General features: G+C 58.7%; 14 protein-coding genes. 9 read left to right on the top strand and 5 right to left on the bottom strand.

What is annotated here, in order from left to right:
* Positions 1-101: 101 nt before the first annotated feature.
* The 4 genes from phnC to BUE38_RS10650 all read left to right on the top strand — a co-directional run bounded on the left by phnC (position 102) and on the right by BUE38_RS10650 (position 5,491).
* A complete protein-coding gene (gene phnC / locus BUE38_RS10665; RefSeq protein ID WP_073435436.1) occupies positions 102-890 on the top strand; it encodes a phosphonate ABC transporter ATP-binding protein in 789 nt (262 codons plus the stop codon).
* Positions 887-1,687: a phosphonate ABC transporter, permease protein PhnE gene (gene phnE / locus BUE38_RS10660; protein ID WP_073435195.1), complete on the top strand. Its 801-nt coding sequence runs from the start codon at positions 887-889 to the stop codon at positions 1,685-1,687. Before phnC ends, phnE (BUE38_RS10660) begins: the two co-directional genes overlap by 4 nt.
* Positions 1,681-2,484, top strand: coding sequence for a phosphonate ABC transporter, permease protein PhnE (gene phnE / locus BUE38_RS10655; protein ID WP_073435194.1), 804 nt, complete (start codon positions 1,681-1,683; stop codon positions 2,482-2,484). Before phnE (BUE38_RS10660) ends, phnE (BUE38_RS10655) begins: the two co-directional genes overlap by 7 nt.
* A 121-nt stretch (positions 2,485-2,605) precedes the next feature.
* Positions 2,606-5,491: a putative bifunctional diguanylate cyclase/phosphodiesterase gene (locus BUE38_RS10650; RefSeq protein ID WP_084541880.1), complete on the top strand. Its 2,886-nt coding sequence runs from the start codon at positions 2,606-2,608 to the stop codon at positions 5,489-5,491.
* Here the strand turns inward: BUE38_RS10650 and BUE38_RS10645 are convergent.
* On the bottom strand, positions 5,478-6,086 hold the full coding sequence (locus tag BUE38_RS10645; RefSeq protein WP_084541879.1) for a hypothetical protein: 609 nt from the start codon (positions 6,084-6,086) through the stop codon (positions 5,478-5,480). The genes BUE38_RS10650 and BUE38_RS10645 overlap by 14 nt on opposite strands.
* Positions 6,087-6,123: 37 nt before the next feature.
* Here BUE38_RS10645 and BUE38_RS10640 point away from each other — a divergent pair, with 37 nt between their 5' ends.
* Complete coding sequence (locus BUE38_RS10640; RefSeq protein WP_073435193.1) at positions 6,124-6,363, top strand: hypothetical protein; 240 nt, start codon at positions 6,124-6,126, stop codon at positions 6,361-6,363.
* Between the two features lie 84 nt (positions 6,364-6,447).
* Here BUE38_RS10640 and BUE38_RS10635 read toward each other — a convergent pair whose 3' ends face one another.
* A complete protein-coding gene (locus tag BUE38_RS10635) occupies positions 6,448-6,903 on the bottom strand; it encodes an RrF2 family transcriptional regulator (protein ID WP_073435192.1) in 456 nt (151 codons plus the stop codon).
* 697 nt (positions 6,904-7,600) lie between these two features.
* Here BUE38_RS10635 and hemN point away from each other — a divergent pair.
* The 3 genes from hemN (at position 7,601) to BUE38_RS10620 (ending at position 12,133) form a co-directional block, all read left to right on the top strand.
* A complete protein-coding gene (hemN, locus tag BUE38_RS10630) occupies positions 7,601-8,989 on the top strand; it encodes an oxygen-independent coproporphyrinogen III oxidase (protein WP_073435191.1) in 1,389 nt (462 codons plus the stop codon).
* A 198-nt stretch (positions 8,990-9,187) separates the two neighbouring features.
* A complete protein-coding gene (locus tag BUE38_RS10625) occupies positions 9,188-11,299 on the top strand; it encodes an adenosylcobalamin-dependent ribonucleoside-diphosphate reductase (RefSeq protein ID WP_073435190.1) in 2,112 nt (703 codons plus the stop codon).
* Between the two features lie 48 nt (positions 11,300-11,347).
* A complete protein-coding gene (locus BUE38_RS10620; protein ID WP_073435189.1) occupies positions 11,348-12,133 on the top strand; it encodes a ribonucleoside-diphosphate reductase in 786 nt (261 codons plus the stop codon).
* Between the two features lie 134 nt (positions 12,134-12,267).
* Here BUE38_RS10620 and BUE38_RS10615 read toward each other — a convergent pair whose 3' ends face one another.
* Positions 12,268-12,609 carry a TraR/DksA family transcriptional regulator gene (locus BUE38_RS10615; protein ID WP_073435188.1) on the bottom strand — a complete coding sequence of 114 codons (342 nt, stop codon included), beginning with the start codon at positions 12,607-12,609 and terminating at the stop codon, positions 12,268-12,270.
* Positions 12,610-12,667: 58 nt separating this feature from the next.
* Between BUE38_RS10615 and BUE38_RS22940 the strand changes: the two genes are divergently transcribed.
* Complete coding sequence (locus BUE38_RS22940; RefSeq protein WP_159438877.1) at positions 12,668-12,814, top strand: hypothetical protein; 147 nt, start codon at positions 12,668-12,670, stop codon at positions 12,812-12,814.
* A 50-nt stretch (positions 12,815-12,864) separates the two neighbouring features.
* Here BUE38_RS22940 and BUE38_RS10610 read toward each other — a convergent pair whose 3' ends face one another.
* Both BUE38_RS10610 and BUE38_RS10605 read right to left on the bottom strand, forming a co-directional pair.
* Positions 12,865-14,361: a CoA-acylating methylmalonate-semialdehyde dehydrogenase gene (locus BUE38_RS10610; protein ID WP_073435187.1), complete on the bottom strand. Its 1,497-nt coding sequence runs from the start codon at positions 14,359-14,361 to the stop codon at positions 12,865-12,867.
* A 221-nt stretch (positions 14,362-14,582) separates the two neighbouring features.
* Positions 14,583-15,935, bottom strand: a complete 1,353-nt coding sequence (locus tag BUE38_RS10605; protein ID WP_073435186.1) for an omega-aminotransferase AptA — start codon at positions 15,933-15,935, stop codon at positions 14,583-14,585.
* Between the last annotated feature and the right edge of the window lie 60 nt (positions 15,936-15,995).

Genomic DNA, 15,995 nt, shown 5'->3' with positions numbered 1-15,995 from the left:
GCAGTGGAGAACTGGCGGGACCGGTATCATTGCCGGGACCCGCTGTTTCTCTGTTGCTGGTGTGGATGCTGTTGTTGTCGATCGGGCTTCAGGGGATTGCGATGCTGGAAATCACTCAACTGGTCAAACGCTATGGCCGTAACGATCCGGTGCTCAAGGGGCTGGATCTCACCGTCGAAGGCAACTCCGTGGTATCCATTGTCGGAGCCTCGGGGGCGGGCAAGAGTACCCTGTTACGCTGTATCAATCGCTTGATCGAACCCAGCTCGGGCTCGATCAAGCTCAATGGCGATGAGTTGTCGAACCTTCATGGCCAGGCATTGCGCCAGGCCCGCCGGCGAATCGGCATGGTCTTTCAGGGCTTCAATCTCATTGATCGCCTGACGGTGATGGAAAACGTGCTGGCCGGACGGCTTGGTTACGTGAGTTTTCTGCAGGCCTGGCGACGCAGGTTCCCACAACAGGATATCGAACGTGCCTTCGAACTGATGGAGCGCGTGGGGATCGCTCAGTATGCCAACAAGCGGGCCGATGAGCTGTCCGGCGGCGAGCGGCAGCGAGTTGGTGTGGTGCGGGCGCTGATGCAGGAGCCGGATATCCTGTTGGCGGATGAGCCAACCGCATCTCTGGACCCGGTCACCAGTGAACAGATCATGAAGTTGATGCACAGCCTGGCCCATGAGTTGTCGTTGCCGGTGCTGATCAATATCCACAACGTAGCTCAGGCAAGAACCTACACCGAGCGTATTGTGGGTCTGCGCCACGGACACATGATCTTCGATGGATCGCCCGCGCAGTTCGACAAGGCGGCGTTGGAGGAGATCTATGGCGGCATTGAAGCGCCGGATGAGACCACTGCATCAGCCACTGCGGAGGAGCATCACGGATGACGCCGAACTCCGCGGTACGTCAGTGGCGCAAGCCGCACTTCATCGCCAGCCCATGGTTGCGCTGGGGGCTGATCCTCGGTGTGGCGGCCTATCTGAGCTGGGCACTGGCGACGCTACCTTTCGACTGGGAGCGTATCAGTCAGGGCATTCCGCGTGCAGCTCGCATCTTCGGTGGCGGATTCCCACCGAGTTTCGAGCGTTACGAGTTGCTGTTCAGCGGTTTCAAGGAGAGCTTCCAGATTGCCTTGCTGGCAACCCTACTGGGCGTGCTGTTGTCGATACCCTTTGCGGTGATGGCGGCACGCAATATTGCGCCGCGGCCGATCTATCTGCTGGGCCGAGCGGTGATCATTGTCTCGCGCAGCTTTCATCCGGTAATCGTTGCCATTCTGTTCGTCAAGGCGGTGGGCTTTGGCCCTCTGGCCGGTATTCTTACGTTGACCCTGTATTCCATCGGGTTTGTCGGCAAGTTGCTGGCCGAGGAGATCGAGGAAATCGACTGGGGACAGGTCGAGGCCATGCGCGCGGTGGGAGCCAGTTATCTATCGACACTGATCTATGCGGTCTTCCCGCAGATCCTGCCGCGTCAGATCGGATTGTCGATGTACCAGCTCGACAGCAACCTGAGAGCATCGGCAGTGGTCGGCATCGTCGGAGCCGGAGGGATTGGTGGGACCTTGATGAATGCCTTTGGCCGTTACGACTATGATTTTGCCTTCGCCATTCTGTTGGTGATCATCGCCGTGATTCTGGTCAGTGAAGGCGTCAGCGGCTGGGTAAGGAGACGAGTATGGTAACCGAGCCGGTCTCCAGCCGCGTGTGGATTCGTTACAACCGGCGTGAGCGCTGGACACGTTGGAGCATCATGCTGCTGGTATGCGCGGTGCTGGTGTGGGCGGTGCGCGATGTGGATATCTTCTGGCCGTGGGTATGGGATGCGCCGGTACAGATTCACAGTCTGGGCGAGCGTATGTGGCCGCCGGATCTGCGGCGTCTGGAAGAGATTGTCACGGCCATGGTCGAGACCGTACACATCGCCACTCTGGCCACTTTTCTGACGATCTTTCTGGCCTTGCCGATTTCCTGGATATCGGCCCAGAACACCACGCCCAATCGTGCCTGCCTGTGGTTGGGGCGCTTTATTCTTGTCGCCAGCCGTTCGGTCAACACCATTATCTGGGCGTTGCTGTTTGTGGCCATCTTCGGGCCCGGTGTACTGGCCGGGATTCTGGCGATCACCTTTCGCTCGATCGGTTTTGTCGGCAAGTTGATGGGCGAGGCCATCGAGGAAATCGATCGCAAACCGGTCGAGGCGATGGAAGCGACTGGTGCCAGCCGGGCCAGCGTGGTGCTGTATGCCATTGTGCCCCAGGTGATGCCGGCGTTCTTTGCGGTGATCATCCTGCGTTGGGATATCAATATTCGTGAGTCGACCGTACTGGGGCTGGTGGGCGCGGGTGGAATCGGCGTGATTCTTCAGGGCGCCATCGATACCTTTGCCTGGCCCACCGTGGCGACCATTCTGTGCGCGATCGTGCTGTTGGTGCTGGCCGGAGAGGCGGTGACCAGCGTACTACGACGTAGGGTACTCTAGACAACTCACTAGGAGTATACGGGCATCTGTGCTGGTGAGCTGTGATGGAATGGGTTATCCTCGAAGCATTAGTGCTAGTGAAATGCTGCGAGATTATTGACCCTGTGAGACGCCTCTGAAAATGGATGCCCGCACCGCCTTTCGCCTACTTGCTGATGGGCTCTCCCGTGAGCCAGCCAGAGACTTCTTTCCCTGGCTGGCGTTACGTCTGGCGAGTATCGTTGAGGCTGATGCTCTTGCCATTGTTCGTGTGATACCCGGTGGCCGCGCGGCCCATACTCTTTCTCTGTGTATAGATGGCGCGATAGTCGACAATGTCGATTATGTGCTGGCAGGTACACCGTGTGAACAGGTGACAGAACATCGAGTCTGCTTGTTTGCTCGAGATGTTGTGAAAGACTTTCCTGACGACATCATGCTGGCTGATCTAGGAGCTGAGGCCTATCTTGGTGTCCCGGTGCTGACGCTGGACGACAAGCTTGTTGGACTTATTGCTGCCATCTATCGTCGACCACTGACCAATGGCGGTGTGGCTCAGGAAGTGTTGAGCATCGCTGCAGCTCGAGTGGGTTCTGAACTGGCCAATCAGCGAGCTGAATTTGCTCTGGCGAGTACCGAGCGCCAGTTGGCCGATACCCACCATCGATTGGCCCGCACCAACCACGCTTTGACGCTGCTGAGGTTAGTCAACCGAGTGGTGATCCGCAGTGCTGATGAAATGGCCCTGCTCAGTGAAGTCTGCCGTCTGGCGGTGGAAGAGGGCGGCTATCAGTTGGCCTGGACGGGGTTGGCTCAGGGGGAAGAAAAGCGAATCATGCCTCTGACCTGCTCCGGGGAGGGCCAGGAGTTTCTCGACGAATGCCGCTTCAGTTGGTCGGCAGAGTCGCCCGAAGGGCAAGCCCCCTGTGGTCGCACTATTCGTGAACAGACAGCGCAGTTACTGTCGCCGTTGGTGACGTCACCGGACTATGCGCCTTTTGCAGATGCTGCGGCGCGTTACAGTCTGGCCACAGAGGTGGCGTTGCCGTTGCATCTTGGTAGTGATCGGCAAGGTGTGCTGGTACTGCTGATGAATACGGCGCTGGAGGTCAGTGATGACGAACTGATGCTATTGCAGGAATTGGCCGACAACCTTTCCTGGGGGGTGAGTGCGTTACGGCTTCGTCGAGAACAGGAGCGTATGCAGCAGGTCGTACTGGATGTGGCGGAAGCCGTTACTGCACGAAGTAATGACCAGTTCTTCAGTCATCTTGCTCAACGTCTCGCAGGTGTGATGATGGCTGATGCGGCCCTTATCATGCGTGTTGACGATGGCGTACCGCTCAGCGCTTCGCTGGAGGCCGGTGTGGTTGATGGTCAGCCTGTGGAAAACTTCAGCTTCGAGTTTTCAGGGATGCCTTGTGGAGAGAATTTTCATAGCGCTGAGCGTGTCATAACTCAAGGTGTGGCCACTGATTTTCCCTTGATCGAGCGACTCATGGGGGAACGATTTCAGGCTTGGGTCGACCGGCGCCTCGAGGATGCCAGTGGTGATGCTATTGGCGTGATTATTCTGTTGTTTCGTCAACCTCTGATGGCGGGTTACGACTCCCCTCGTCACTTGTTGCGAATCTTCGCTGCAGGAGCAGCGGCTGAGCTGGAACGGCGTCGCAGCGATTCCCACATCCGTCACCTGGCCTATTTTGATCCGGGCACGGGGTTGCCTAACCGGGTGCATTTCATGGAACGGCTGCACGGTGCAATTCTGAAGTCTCGTCAGGAAGGGCACCGCCTGGCATTGATGTTTCTTGACCTGAACCGCTTCAAGGAAATCAACGATAGTCAGGGACATGATGTCGGAGATCAGGTACTGCGGGAGGTGGCCACACGCTTTGCTGCCTGTCTGGCTCGTGGTGAGAGCCTTGCCCGCCTGGGCGGAGACGAGTTCGTGGTGATGGTAGAGCGAGCTGACGAGATTCATTCGGCTCAGGTGGTCGGGCGGTTACTCAATGCGCTGGCAAACCCAGTACTATGTGATGGGCATCGTTTCAATCTCGATGTCAGTATCGGTGTTGCCTTCTATCCCGAAGATGGCGATGGTCCGCGTGAATTACTCAAGAATACCGACATTGCCATGTATCACGCCAAGGAATGCGGTAGTGGGTATCGCTTCTACGCTCCAGAGATGGGGCGCGACCTGAGTCGTCGCCTGATACTGGCGACAAGGCTCAAGGAAGCCTTGAAGAACGAGAAACTGGAGTTGCGCTATCAGCCGATTGTGGCCTTGGGTAGTGGCAATCTGGTTGGCGCCGAGGTGCTATGTCGCTGGTTCGACAATGAACTGGGTTGGATCAGCCCCATCGAGTTCATTGCCGTGGCAGAGGAACGTGGCATGATCAGTCAGCTCGGAGAGTGGGTGATGAGTGACGCCTGTCGCCAGTTGGCCCAATGGGAGGAGATGCAAGTGGCAGTATTGCCTGAGCGTCTCTATGTGAATCTGGCGGCGAGACAGTTTGAGGACCCCCTTTTGACGCAGCAGCTTTGCGACATCGTTGGACGTGCTGGTGTGTCGCCGGACCGACTGGGGCTGGAGATAACTGAAGGCGGCTTCATGCAGGATCCCGAGCAGGCAGTGCGCACTACTGAACAGCTGTGCAAGCGAGGCTTTGTGTTGTCCATCGACGACTTTGGTACGGGTTATTCGTCATTGACTTACCTCAAGCGTTTTGCGGCCTATGCGGTAAAAATCGACAAGTCTTTTGTCAGCGATATGCTCACTGACAGCAATGACTATTCGATCATCGAGACTATCATTGCCATGGCGGATCGCCTGGGACTGAGGACGGTGGCTGAAGGCGTAGAGACGCAGGCCCAGGCCAGCGCCCTCAAGTCGATGGGTTGCAACCTGGCCCAGGGATATCTGTTCTCGCGTCCGTTGGCTGCCGAGGAGTTCCAGCGCCTATGGCTGGTGGAGTCGAATCCTTCGATGAACGTCGTTGGTGATGGCGTTGTGGCTAGCCGCGACTGAAGCACAACTGTTTCATACGTGACAGTGCATCCGCTGCGCCTTCCAGGCTGAAGGTCATGAACCAGTAGTCGTCGACATCTTCCGTCATGCGGATACGTAGATGTAGTTCCTGGCCGTCCTGCATCTGTTGCAGAAGGGTAGGCATGTCGAGGTCATGAAAGCGCAGGTATAGGCCGTCGTCGCCGCGCTCAGTGAGCAGCTCAACGCGCCCGGTCAGCGTGTAGTGATCGCCGATCAGCACATCGGCAGGGACATCATTGACGCGTTCACTGAGCGGTTGGTTTTCCCCGACACTGGTGCGAACTTCCAGCCACGGCTGTGTGCAGCTCCCGGGTGTGGCATTGACGCTGAGCATCGCATCGCTGTAACTGCTGTGCTCGATCATCCGTACATGGGATTCGCTGCCGAGACTGACGACCAGTGACTGCCACATCCCGTGCTGCTGCTGTTCTGTGGTATTGAAGTCCACAGCGGCACTGATATTTGACGTCAGTAATCCGGCGGTCATGATCAGCGATGCAAGCAGTATACGGGGGTGAAAATCCCGGAAATGGCGTCCCCTGAAGTGAGGACCGAGAGTCGCAGAACGAGGCATGACGGCTCCTGTCGATGACGGTTGAAGCGAGGCGAGTGTGGTATCCCGCAAGTTCATCGTGTTTCAGCGTCATCAGGTGCCGTTGGGCACGTGGTCCAGCACCCTGGCGTGTTCCGCCGTTCATATCGGCTATATGGACCAGGGACACAACACAGCACCAGTGGCACCTGATGGCTCCCACGAGGCACGCCATACCGGGCCGCTGGCGGTGTTGCCGCTTTGGGAAAGGGTAGTAGCCATTCCCTGCAAGCGGCGTCTGGCCATCGATCCGGTATGACGCGCTGAAATCATGCCAACTTGCGGGACGCCACACTAGCACGGAGCCTCTCTACTGTCGCCCTCGCCGGGGGCGTGGCTTCCGTCAAGCGCAGCTTTGGGTCAGCTCGATCAGCTTGAGTTCCTGCAGGCGAGATCGGCAATCAGGCATCAGCAGGTCCTGTAGCGTATAGCGATCCAGCACCTCGATGAACGCGGCCAGCCCTTCATTGGCAATATGCTTGAATCGGCACACGGTCGCAATGTAACAAGCTTCATCATCGCCATCGCATTCGGTCAGTGAAAGACTGTGCTCGGTGTCCTGGATCAGCCTGCCGAGGTGGATGGTATCCGGGCTTTTCTTCAGGGATAGGCCTCCATGTTTACCGCGAATGGCGGTGACGTAACCGAGGCGGCTGAGTTCCTGAACGACCTTCATCAAGTGATTGCGAGAGATGTTGAAACGTGCGGCTATCTCGGCAATGGTGGTGCGCTCGTTGGTCGACTCGGCGAGGTACATGAGCACACGAAGTGAGTAATCAGTGAAACGAGTAAGGTGCATGGCTGGGCCCTAAAGCCGACGGCGCGGCGTGTTGAATAAAATGCAGAGCGGTAAACACGGATCAGAACTCTATCATTAGGCTGCAATGAAAATTCCGGTATAACTCAATTTATACGAAAGTATCAGATTGAAGTGGATTGTCATTGATGTCAGTCATTGCGATAGGCCCTGGTTCGTATAATAGATGATTTATTTAGTATTTTTATTGCGATTTATTTTCCAAATCCTTCAGGGGTATTTGTGCCATTCTTGTATGGGTATTGACTGGTTGTAAAGTAGTAGTTCTGATTGGTCTTATAGCCCCAGGTTCCTGTTGTGTCGGGACTTGTTGCCGTTCTTCAGTCGCTTAAATGTAAACAGGCCTCCGGATAATCATATGAGGTGTTGGTTGTTGCATGGTTGTCCCGATCCTGAGTGGAGCACCTCGGGTGCCGGGGCTGTCGGGATGAGTGCTGCTCGTTGATAGAGAGCCTTCGCCTGGCACGACTCAACAAGGCAGTCACTGTCTGGCGGAAAACAGGTACTGAAAATACACATCTGAATCGAGAGGCAAACATGCCCTGTCTTTACCCTTTATGTATTGATGCAGGTCATGTCCCTGTTGATCGAGCGCAGCAGAGCCGGGGAGTCATGAGACAATGGCTCTGGTGTAGGCCCATGGGAGGCGTCTACACCTTTCCTGCTGAGGGCCGCCACCATGTCTGCCGATATCCTGCCGTTCGAGCGCTGTCTGGTTGAGAAGTACGACCGTCCCGGTCCTCGCTATACTTCCTATCCCACGGCACCTCATTTCCACGAGGATTTTGGTGTGGCGGACTACCGGCAGGCGGTGTTGGTCAGCCAGCAGGTAGCGCAGCCGCGTCCCCTGTCGATATATGTCCATGTGCCCTTCTGCGAGAGCCTCTGCTACTACTGCGGCTGCTCGAAGATCATTACCCATAACCGCCAGCGCGCCGCCGAATACCTCGACTATCTGAAGCGTGAGATTGTCCTGCAGGCCGAGTTATTCAATCAGGCCCGTGTGCTGACACAATTGCATCTGGGCGGAGGCACTCCGACTTTTCTCTCCAATCGCCAACTGGGTGAATTGATCGACTGTCTGGCGCAACATTTTCAGTTCGCCTCAGAGGCCCAGCGGGAGTTCTCGCTGGAGGTGGATCCACGCACGGTGACTCCCGCACAGATTCACGAGCTGCGTCGACTGGGTTTCAATCGACTGAGTCTGGGCGTGCAGGACTTCGACCCTGCGGTGCAGGAGGCTGTCAATCGAGTGCAGAGTGAGGCTGAGGTGCGGGGTCTGGTCGAGGCTGCGCGCGAGGCGGGCTTTGCTTCGGTGTCAGTGGATCTGATCTATGGTTTGCCGTTGCAGACCCGTGAGAGCTTCGCCAGGACGCTTGAACAGGTCATCGACATTCGTCCGGATCGCATCGCCAGCTACAGCTATGCGCACCTGCCGCACCTGTTCAAGGCACAACGGTTGATCCGTGACCAGGACATGCCACCGCCCTCGCGCAAGCTGGAACTGCTGGAACTGACCATCGAGCGATTGACATCCGCAGGCTACATCTACATCGGTATGGACCATTTCGCCCAGCCAGACGATGATCTCTGCCAGGCAAGGCGTGACGGTTCGCTGCAGCGGAACTTCCAGGGGTACTCGACCCAGGCCGAGTGCGACATGGTTGGTCTGGGGGTGACATCCATCGGCCGTGTCGGCAACGCCTGGAGCCAGAACGTCAAGACCACCGCCGAATACATGGCGTGTCTTGATGCCGGAAGGCTGCCGATCCTGCGTGGCTATCGGCTGAGCGCCGAAGATGTCCTGCGCGCAGAGGTCATCACCGCCTTGATGTGCCATGGTCGGCTGCGTTTTCGGGATATCGAACAGCATCACCGCATCGATTTCGCCGACCACTTCTCCGAGTCGCTGGAACAATTGAGGGAGATGGTCGTCGATGGCCTGATCGAGATCAATGAGGCCGAGATTCGTGTGCAGCCGGCAGGGCGGCTGATGTTGAGAAATGTCGCCATGGCCTTTGATGCCTACCTCAATCCCGGCACCGTACGCTACTCGCGGACCGTGTGACGGGCCTGCCGCAAAGCTTGCTGAATCAGCACAGGATGAATTGAAATTCGGGGCTTCCATACGCCGAAATTTGCTTTATATTGTGCTGCCTGCTTCATCATCTACTATATATGGTGTCGAGGGGGTTCCGTGGTGACCACCGGAACTTGTGCCCCTTGCGCCCTTTTTTCTTGCCGAGCTTCATCGGAGACAGCACGCATGACGACATCTGCCAAGGCCGCTGCGTTGTCGCAGGAGGTACCCATGCAGGGCCCTTCATATGACATCTGGGATTCGAAATATCGTCTCAAGGACCGCCATGGTCAGCCGGTCGATAGTGACCTCAAGGCCACCTGGGAACGGGTTGCCAAAGCCCTGGCCAAGGTGGAGGGCGATCAGGCCGACCATTGGCTGCCGAAGTTTCGCTGGGCGCTGGAGCATGGCGCGGTACCGGCGGGCCGCATCATGTCGAATGCTGGAGCCGAGGGCTACAAGCCGGCGGTCAGCCTGATCAACTGCACCGTTTCGCGCACCATCCGCGACTCCATGCACGATATCCTCGACAGCGTGGTGGATGCCGGCATGACGCTCAAGGCCGGTTGCGGTATCGGCTATGAGTTCTCCACCCTGCGCCACAAGGGCGCCTTCGTGTTCGGTGCCGGTGCCGGCACCAATGGCCCGCTGGCGTTCATGGATATCTACGACAAGATGTGTTTCACGGTGGCCTCCGCTGGCGGACGTCGTGGTGCCCAGATGGGAACCTTCGACGTCGGTCATCCAGATGTGCGTGCTTTCATCGAGGCCAAGCGTGAGGCGGGGCGTCTGCGTCAGTTCAACCTCAGTCTGCTGATCACCGACGAGTTCATGGAAGCGGTCAAGAACGATGCCGACTGGCCGCTGGCCTTCCCGCTGCACGCCGGCGAAAAGGGTGATGTGGACGACAGCGAGCTGATCTATCGCGACTGGCCGGTGGTCGAGGATGGCTACACCGTCGACGCGGAAGGTCGAGTGGCCTGTCGCATCGTCGAGGTCATCAAGGCGCGTGAGCTGTGGGACACTATCATGAGTTCCACCTACGACTACGCGGAGCCGGGCTTCATTCTGATTGACCAGGTCAATCGCATGAACAACAACTGGTTCTGTGAGGAAATCCGTGCCACCAACCCCTGCGGTGAACAGCCGTTGCCGCCTGAAGGGGCCTGTCTGCTGGGTTCGGTCAACCTGACTCGTTTTGTTATCGATCCTTTCAGCGAGGCACCGCGCTTCGACTGGGACAAGTATCGTCAGGTAGTGGCCATCTTCACCCGCATGCTCGATAACGTAGTCGAGATCAGCGGTCTGCCGCTGGAGGGCCAGCGCAGCGAGATCGAAGCCAAGCGCCGTCATGGCATGGGCTTCCTCGGCCTCGGTTCGACCATGACAATGCTGCAGATGCCCTACGGTTCGGCCGAGTCGCTGGCCTTCACCGAGGAAGTCAGCCGCGTGCTGGCGGTGGAAGGCTGGAAACAGGCGCTGGAACTGTCGAAGGAGAAGGGCATGGCACCCATCCTTCAGCAGGAGTTCGAGATCACGCCGAAGATGCTGCGCAACCGCCCGGAACTGGCGCGTGATGGCTATGAGGCGGGTGACAAGGTGCCGGGGCGTATCCTGCATGCGCGTTATAGCCGTTACATGCAGAAGGTTGCCGAGGTGGAACCGGAACTGGTCGCTGAGCTGGCCGAGCATGGCGCACGTTTCACCCACCATTCGTCGATTGCGCCCACAGGCACTATCAGTCTGTCGTTGGGTAATAATGCTTCCAACGGTATCGAACCATCGTTCTCGCATCGCTATTTCCGCAATGTGATTCAGGCCGGCAAGAAGACCAAGGAGCAGGTCGAGGTCGTGTCCTTTGAACTGGCGGCCTATCGTCACTTCATGCATGCCGATGCGGTGGAAAGCGATCTACCGGACTACTTCATCACAGCGGATGCAGTGACACCTGAGCAGCATGTGGCGGTGCAGGCGGCGGCCCAGGCGTGGATCGACTCGGCGATCTCCAAGACCGTCAATGTGCCGACTGACTTTCCGTTTGATGCGTTCAAGGACCTGTATCTCGACGCCTATCAGAGTCGTCTCAAGGGCTGCACGACCTTCCGCTTCAACCCGGAAGCCTTCCAGGGCGTGCTGGTGCGTGAGGATGACCTCAAGAACACCACCTACGTGTTCGAGCTGGACAATGGCGAGAGTGTCGAACTCAAGGGTGATGAGAAAGTGATCTACGATGGCGAGGAACACACGGCCGCCAACCTCTATGACGGGCTCAAGGAGGGGACCTATGGCAAGTGGTAGAGAGGCCTCGTTGTTCGTGATTCATCCTGTTTGTGGAGGAGCCTGCTGATGGCTGTCGAAATTTCATCGAAGATCGTGGGCTACCGCGTCAAGGCCGAGCAGGAGACGCCGCCCCCGGCGCCGCTGGCCGACGAGAACCCATTGACGTTGCGTATCGCTTCACGGCCCGAGGGCACTCTCGAGGCCGTATCGGAAAAGATTTCCTACGTGGGTGCCGAAGGCCGCAAGAAGGTCTATCTGCTGGTGTCGTTCATGCCGGTGGAAGGTGTGCTCAATGGTCAGCGAGTGATCATCGAGCGCCCGGTGGAGTTCTTCTTCCCCTCGGGGCAGCTGTCCAGCGAGCACCAATGGATTACTGCGACCATGCGCAGCCTGTCGCTGGCCGCTCGAGGTGGCTATGTTACCCAGGCGGTGGCGGATCTGCGCAAGGTCGCCTGGGACAAGGGGCTGGTGCGTTGTGGCATGAATCGCTGGGGCAAACCGATGTTCCACGACTCGGAAGTCTCGGCCATTGCCTGGTCGATCCAGCAGATCCTTTATCGCCGTGGTTTTCTCGATATCGATGGTAACCAGGTGCCAGTGGAAGAGCTGGTCAGTCGCTACGCAAAGCGTCAGGCTTCCGGGCACGGCTGGTTCCCTGCCGAGGTTGAGGAAGAGCCGGGCCTTGAGAGCGGCGCCGTGGAGGCGATCGGTGGTGGGGCCGACAGCAAGCCCAGTGGCGAGGGCAAAGGCCCGGCCACAGTCGGTAACTGCCCCGAGTGTCGCGGCGAACTGATCATGATGGACGGCTGTCCGACCTGTTACGCGGGTTGCGGCTGGTCGAAGTGCGGCTAACCTGAGTCAGTACGACCCCGGGCAAGCTCCAGAAGGGCCACTCATTGTAGTGGCCCTTCTGAAAATAAGTGGCCTTTCTGAAAATAAGTGGCCCTTCTGAAATGAGCAGCCTTGCTGCATTCACGGCGGTAGCACTACTCTGCACAGTCGATGCACTTGAGCACGGTGGGATCCCACTCGAGTCGTTTCGCCGAGATCCATTCGCCGCACTCGATGCACTCACCGAAGTCCTCGCGCTCCAGTCGTGTCAGGGCAGCATCGATACGCCGAATCATCAACTGGCGACGTTCTTCTTCTGCCTTGGCCATGGCCTGCCCCTGAAGGGCGTCCATGCGTGACAGGCGGCCGACCGACTGCTGATCCAGCGTCACCGTGGCTCGACTGTCCTCGCTATCGGCACTTTCGCTGAGCAGCGCTTCACGCATTGCCTTCAGCTTTCGAGTGATCTGCTCGAGGTCCAATTGAGGGTGGCTCACGTTTGTGGCTCCTGTATATCTCCCGGCGCAATCGCCATGCGGATCATGGATTCGATCAGTGAAGCATGGACGTGCCGCCGTCGGCCATCAGGACGACAATCAAATCGATCAGGATGCGCTATTTGATTGCCATGTTAATCGCGACGTCGATATCCACCGAGCCGTCTATTGTGTGAGGGAGCTTCCAGCTTGTCCTGAAACGTAAACGGGCCCCGCAATGGGGCCCGTATGTTGCTGCTCGGCTTCAGTGTGAGATCACTGTCCGCCGGAGGGGAAGTTGAACTCGGCGTGGGTGGTCTCGAAGGGAGATGGCCAACGCTGGGACACGGCCTTGCGGCGAGTGTAGAAACGTACCGCGTCGGGCCCGTAGGCATGCAGGTCACCGAACAGTGAGCGCTTCCAGCCGCCGAAGCTGTGGCTGGCCACGGGCACCGGCAGCGGCACATTGACGCCGACCATGCCCACTTCGATGGCATCGGTGAAGCGGCGTGCGGCTTCACCGTCACGGGTGAACAGGCAGGTACCGTTGCCGTATTCGTGGGCGTTGGTCAGCTCGATGGCTTCGTCGAGGCTGTTGACGCGCACCACGCACAGTACCGGGCCGAAGATTTCCTCACGATAGATACGCATCTCCGGAGTCACCTTGTCGAACAGGCAGCCACCGACGAAGTAGCCGTTCTCATGGCCGGGTACGACCAGTTCACGACCGTCGGCGACCAGCTTGGCGCCTTCACGGATCCCCTGCTCGACATAACCCAGTACCTTGTAACGATGCTCGGCGGTAACCAGTGCACCCATGTCGAGGCCCTTTTCGGTACCGGGACCGATCTTGAGTGCGTCGATCTTGGGCTGCATCGACTCGATCAGGCGATCTGCGGTGTCGTCACCCACACACACTGCCACTGAAATCGCCATGCAACGCTCACCGGCGCTGCCGTAGGCCGCACCCATCAGGGTGTTGGCGGCGTTCTCGATGTCGGCATCGCCCAGCACGATGGCATGGTTCTTGGCGCCACCCAGTGCCTGAACACGCTTGCCGGCGGCAGCGCCACGGCGATAGATGGCTTCGGCAATCGGCGTGGAGCCGACGAAGGAGACCGCCTTGACTTCGGGAGCGTCGAGCAGCGTTTCGACGGTTTCGCGGCCACCATGCACCACGTTCATGATGCCCTTCGGCAGGCCAGCTTCCTCGAGCAGTTCGGCCACCGCCAGAGACGCGGTCGGGTCCTTCTCGGAGGGCTTGAGGATGAAGGCATTGCCGCAGGCAATCGCCATCGGGTACATCCACAGCGGCACCATGGCCGGGAAGTTGAACGGTGTGATGCCGGCTACAACCCCCAGCGGCTGGAAGTTGGAGAAGGCGTCGATGGAGGGGCCAACGTTGTGGGAATATTCACCCTTGAGCAGTTCCGGTACGCCGCAGGCATATTCGACATTCTCGATGCCACGCTTGAGCTCGCCCATGGCGTCTTCGACGGTCTTGCCGTGCTCTTCGCTGATCAACTGGACCAGCCGCTCGGCATCACGCTCGAGGAGTGTCTTGAAACGATACATGACCTGAGCGCGCTTGGCCGGCGGAGTATCACGCCATGCCGGGAATGCCCGCTGGGCGGCCTCGATGGCCGTCTGGACGGTGCTGGCGTCACCATCGGCGACCTGACGAATGACTTCGCCGGTGGCCGGGTTGGTGATGGCCAGGGTGCGCTCGGAGGTCAGGTGCTCGCCATTGATCCAGTGGGAAACTTGAGTCATGCAGAAATTCCTTGATGGTTCTCTGTGTCGGGAGCGGCGGCATTATCGCCGCCAGCCCCGGCATCCTGTTGAAGATTGACGGAACAGCCTGGTCTGTCTGTGGATTGTCCGCCTGTGGATAACCTTGTGAATGGCCGGGGAGGAATCTGTCCACAGCCTGTCGATGAGCCGTGGACAGAATCATTTTCGAAACACCCGGCTTCGAAACACCCGGCAACGTATCAGGCCAGACCGTCGAGGGTTGTGGCCACAGCGTCAAACAGGCGCTCCAGTTCCTCTTCGGTGGTGCCGAAGGGAGGGCCGAACTGCAGCGTATCGCCACCATAGCGGACGTAGAAACCTGCTTCCCACAATGCCATGTGAGCATCGCGAGGGCGAATGCTTGGGTCACCGTCGCGTGGTGCCAGCTGGATGGCTCCGGCAAGACCGAAATTGCGGATATCGACCACATGGGCGCGTCCCTTGAGGGCATGCAGCTTGTCCTCGAAGGTTGGCGCGATGGCTCTTACCTGGCCGGGGAAGTCTTCACGCTCGAGCAGGTCCAGTGCAGCCAGGCCCGCGGCGCAGGCGACCGGATGGCCGCTGTAGGTGTAGCCATGCGGGAACTCGATGGCATGCTCGGGGCCACCGGCCTGCATGAAGGCCTCGAAGATCTCGCTGGAGGCAATGACTGCACCCATCGGTACGGCGCCGTTGGTGATCTGCTTGGCCACGGTCATGATATCCGGAGTAACCCCGAAGGCCTCGGCGCCGGTGCGTGCGCCGCTGCGTCCGAAGGCGGTGATGACCTCATCGAAGATCAGCAGGATATCGTGGGCATCACAGATCTGGCGCAGGCGGTCCAGATACCCCTTGGGCGGCACGACGACACCGGCAGACCCGGACATCGGTTCGACGATGACCGCGGCGATGGTCGAGGCGTCATGCAGCGCTACCTGGTCGAGCAGGGCATCGGCCAGCTCGGCGCCGGTTTCTGCCTGGCCACGGGTGAAGGCCAACTGCGGCTGCAGGGTGTGCGGCAGGTGAGTCGAGTCGAGCAACTGACCATAGTGCTTGCGGTTGCCACCAATACCCCCAAGGCTGGTGCCGCCGATGTTGACGCCATGGTAGCCCTTGGCACGCCCGATCAAGCGGGTCTTCTCCGGGCGCCCCTTGAGGCGCCAGTAGGCCTTGGCCATCTTCAGCGCGGTATCGGCGGATTCGGAGCCGGAATCGGTGAAGAACACATGATCGAGCCCTTTCGGCATCAGGCTGGCGACCTTCTCGGCCAGTTGGAAGGCCAGCGGATGCGAGACCTGGAAGCTCGGAGCGTAGTCGAGACAGCCCAACTGATGGGCGACGGCGTCACGGATCTGCTGGCGATTATGGCCAGCGCCGCAAGTCCACAGGCCCGACAGCGAGTCGAAGATGCGCCGGCCCTGGTCATCGATGAAGTAACGTCCCTCGGCACCAGCGATCATGCGCGGGTTGGCATGAAAGTCGCGATTGGCGGTGAAGGGCATCCAGTAATGTTGGTTGAGCTGAGAACCGTGCTGTTCACGGCTCCCGGCTTCCGGGGTGTCGAAGGCCTGCATGACGTATCTCCTGTGAAGTGCCTGCAATGGAAACACTGTTGAGTGACGGCTCGCGCGGCA

Origin of the sequence: Halomonas cupida (genome assembly GCF_900142755.1) — a bacterium.
GTDB classification, from domain to species: domain Bacteria; phylum Pseudomonadota; class Gammaproteobacteria; order Pseudomonadales; family Halomonadaceae; genus Halomonas; species Halomonas cupida.
This window is presented reverse-complemented; position numbering and strand designations above follow the sequence as displayed.

What these genes read in the sequence shown, in the direction of transcription:
- phnC (WP_073435436.1), top strand. Translation starts at nt 102, where the DNA reads ATGCTGGAAATCACTCAACTGGTCAAACGCTATGGCCGTAACGATCCG.
- BUE38_RS10610 (WP_073435187.1), bottom strand. Translation starts at nt 14,361, where the DNA reads ATGACTCAAGTTTCCCACTGGATCAATGGCGAGCACCTGACCTCCGAG.
- BUE38_RS10620 (WP_073435189.1), top strand. Translation starts at nt 11,348, where the DNA reads ATGGCTGTCGAAATTTCATCGAAGATCGTGGGCTACCGCGTCAAGGCC.
- phnE (WP_073435194.1), top strand. Translation starts at nt 1,681, where the DNA reads ATGGTAACCGAGCCGGTCTCCAGCCGCGTGTGGATTCGTTACAACCGG.
- BUE38_RS10650 (WP_084541880.1), top strand. Translation starts at nt 2,606, where the DNA reads ATGGATGCCCGCACCGCCTTTCGCCTACTTGCTGATGGGCTCTCCCGT.
- BUE38_RS10635 (WP_073435192.1), bottom strand. Translation starts at nt 6,903, where the DNA reads ATGCACCTTACTCGTTTCACTGATTACTCACTTCGTGTGCTCATGTAC.
- hemN (WP_073435191.1), top strand. Translation starts at nt 7,601, where the DNA reads ATGTCTGCCGATATCCTGCCGTTCGAGCGCTGTCTGGTTGAGAAGTAC.
- BUE38_RS10605 (WP_073435186.1), bottom strand. Translation starts at nt 15,935, where the DNA reads ATGCAGGCCTTCGACACCCCGGAAGCCGGGAGCCGTGAACAGCACGGT.
- BUE38_RS10645 (WP_084541879.1), bottom strand. Translation starts at nt 6,086, where the DNA reads ATGCCTCGTTCTGCGACTCTCGGTCCTCACTTCAGGGGACGCCATTTC.
- phnE (WP_073435195.1), top strand. Translation starts at nt 887, where the DNA reads ATGACGCCGAACTCCGCGGTACGTCAGTGGCGCAAGCCGCACTTCATC.
- BUE38_RS10625 (WP_073435190.1), top strand. Translation starts at nt 9,188, where the DNA reads ATGACGACATCTGCCAAGGCCGCTGCGTTGTCGCAGGAGGTACCCATG.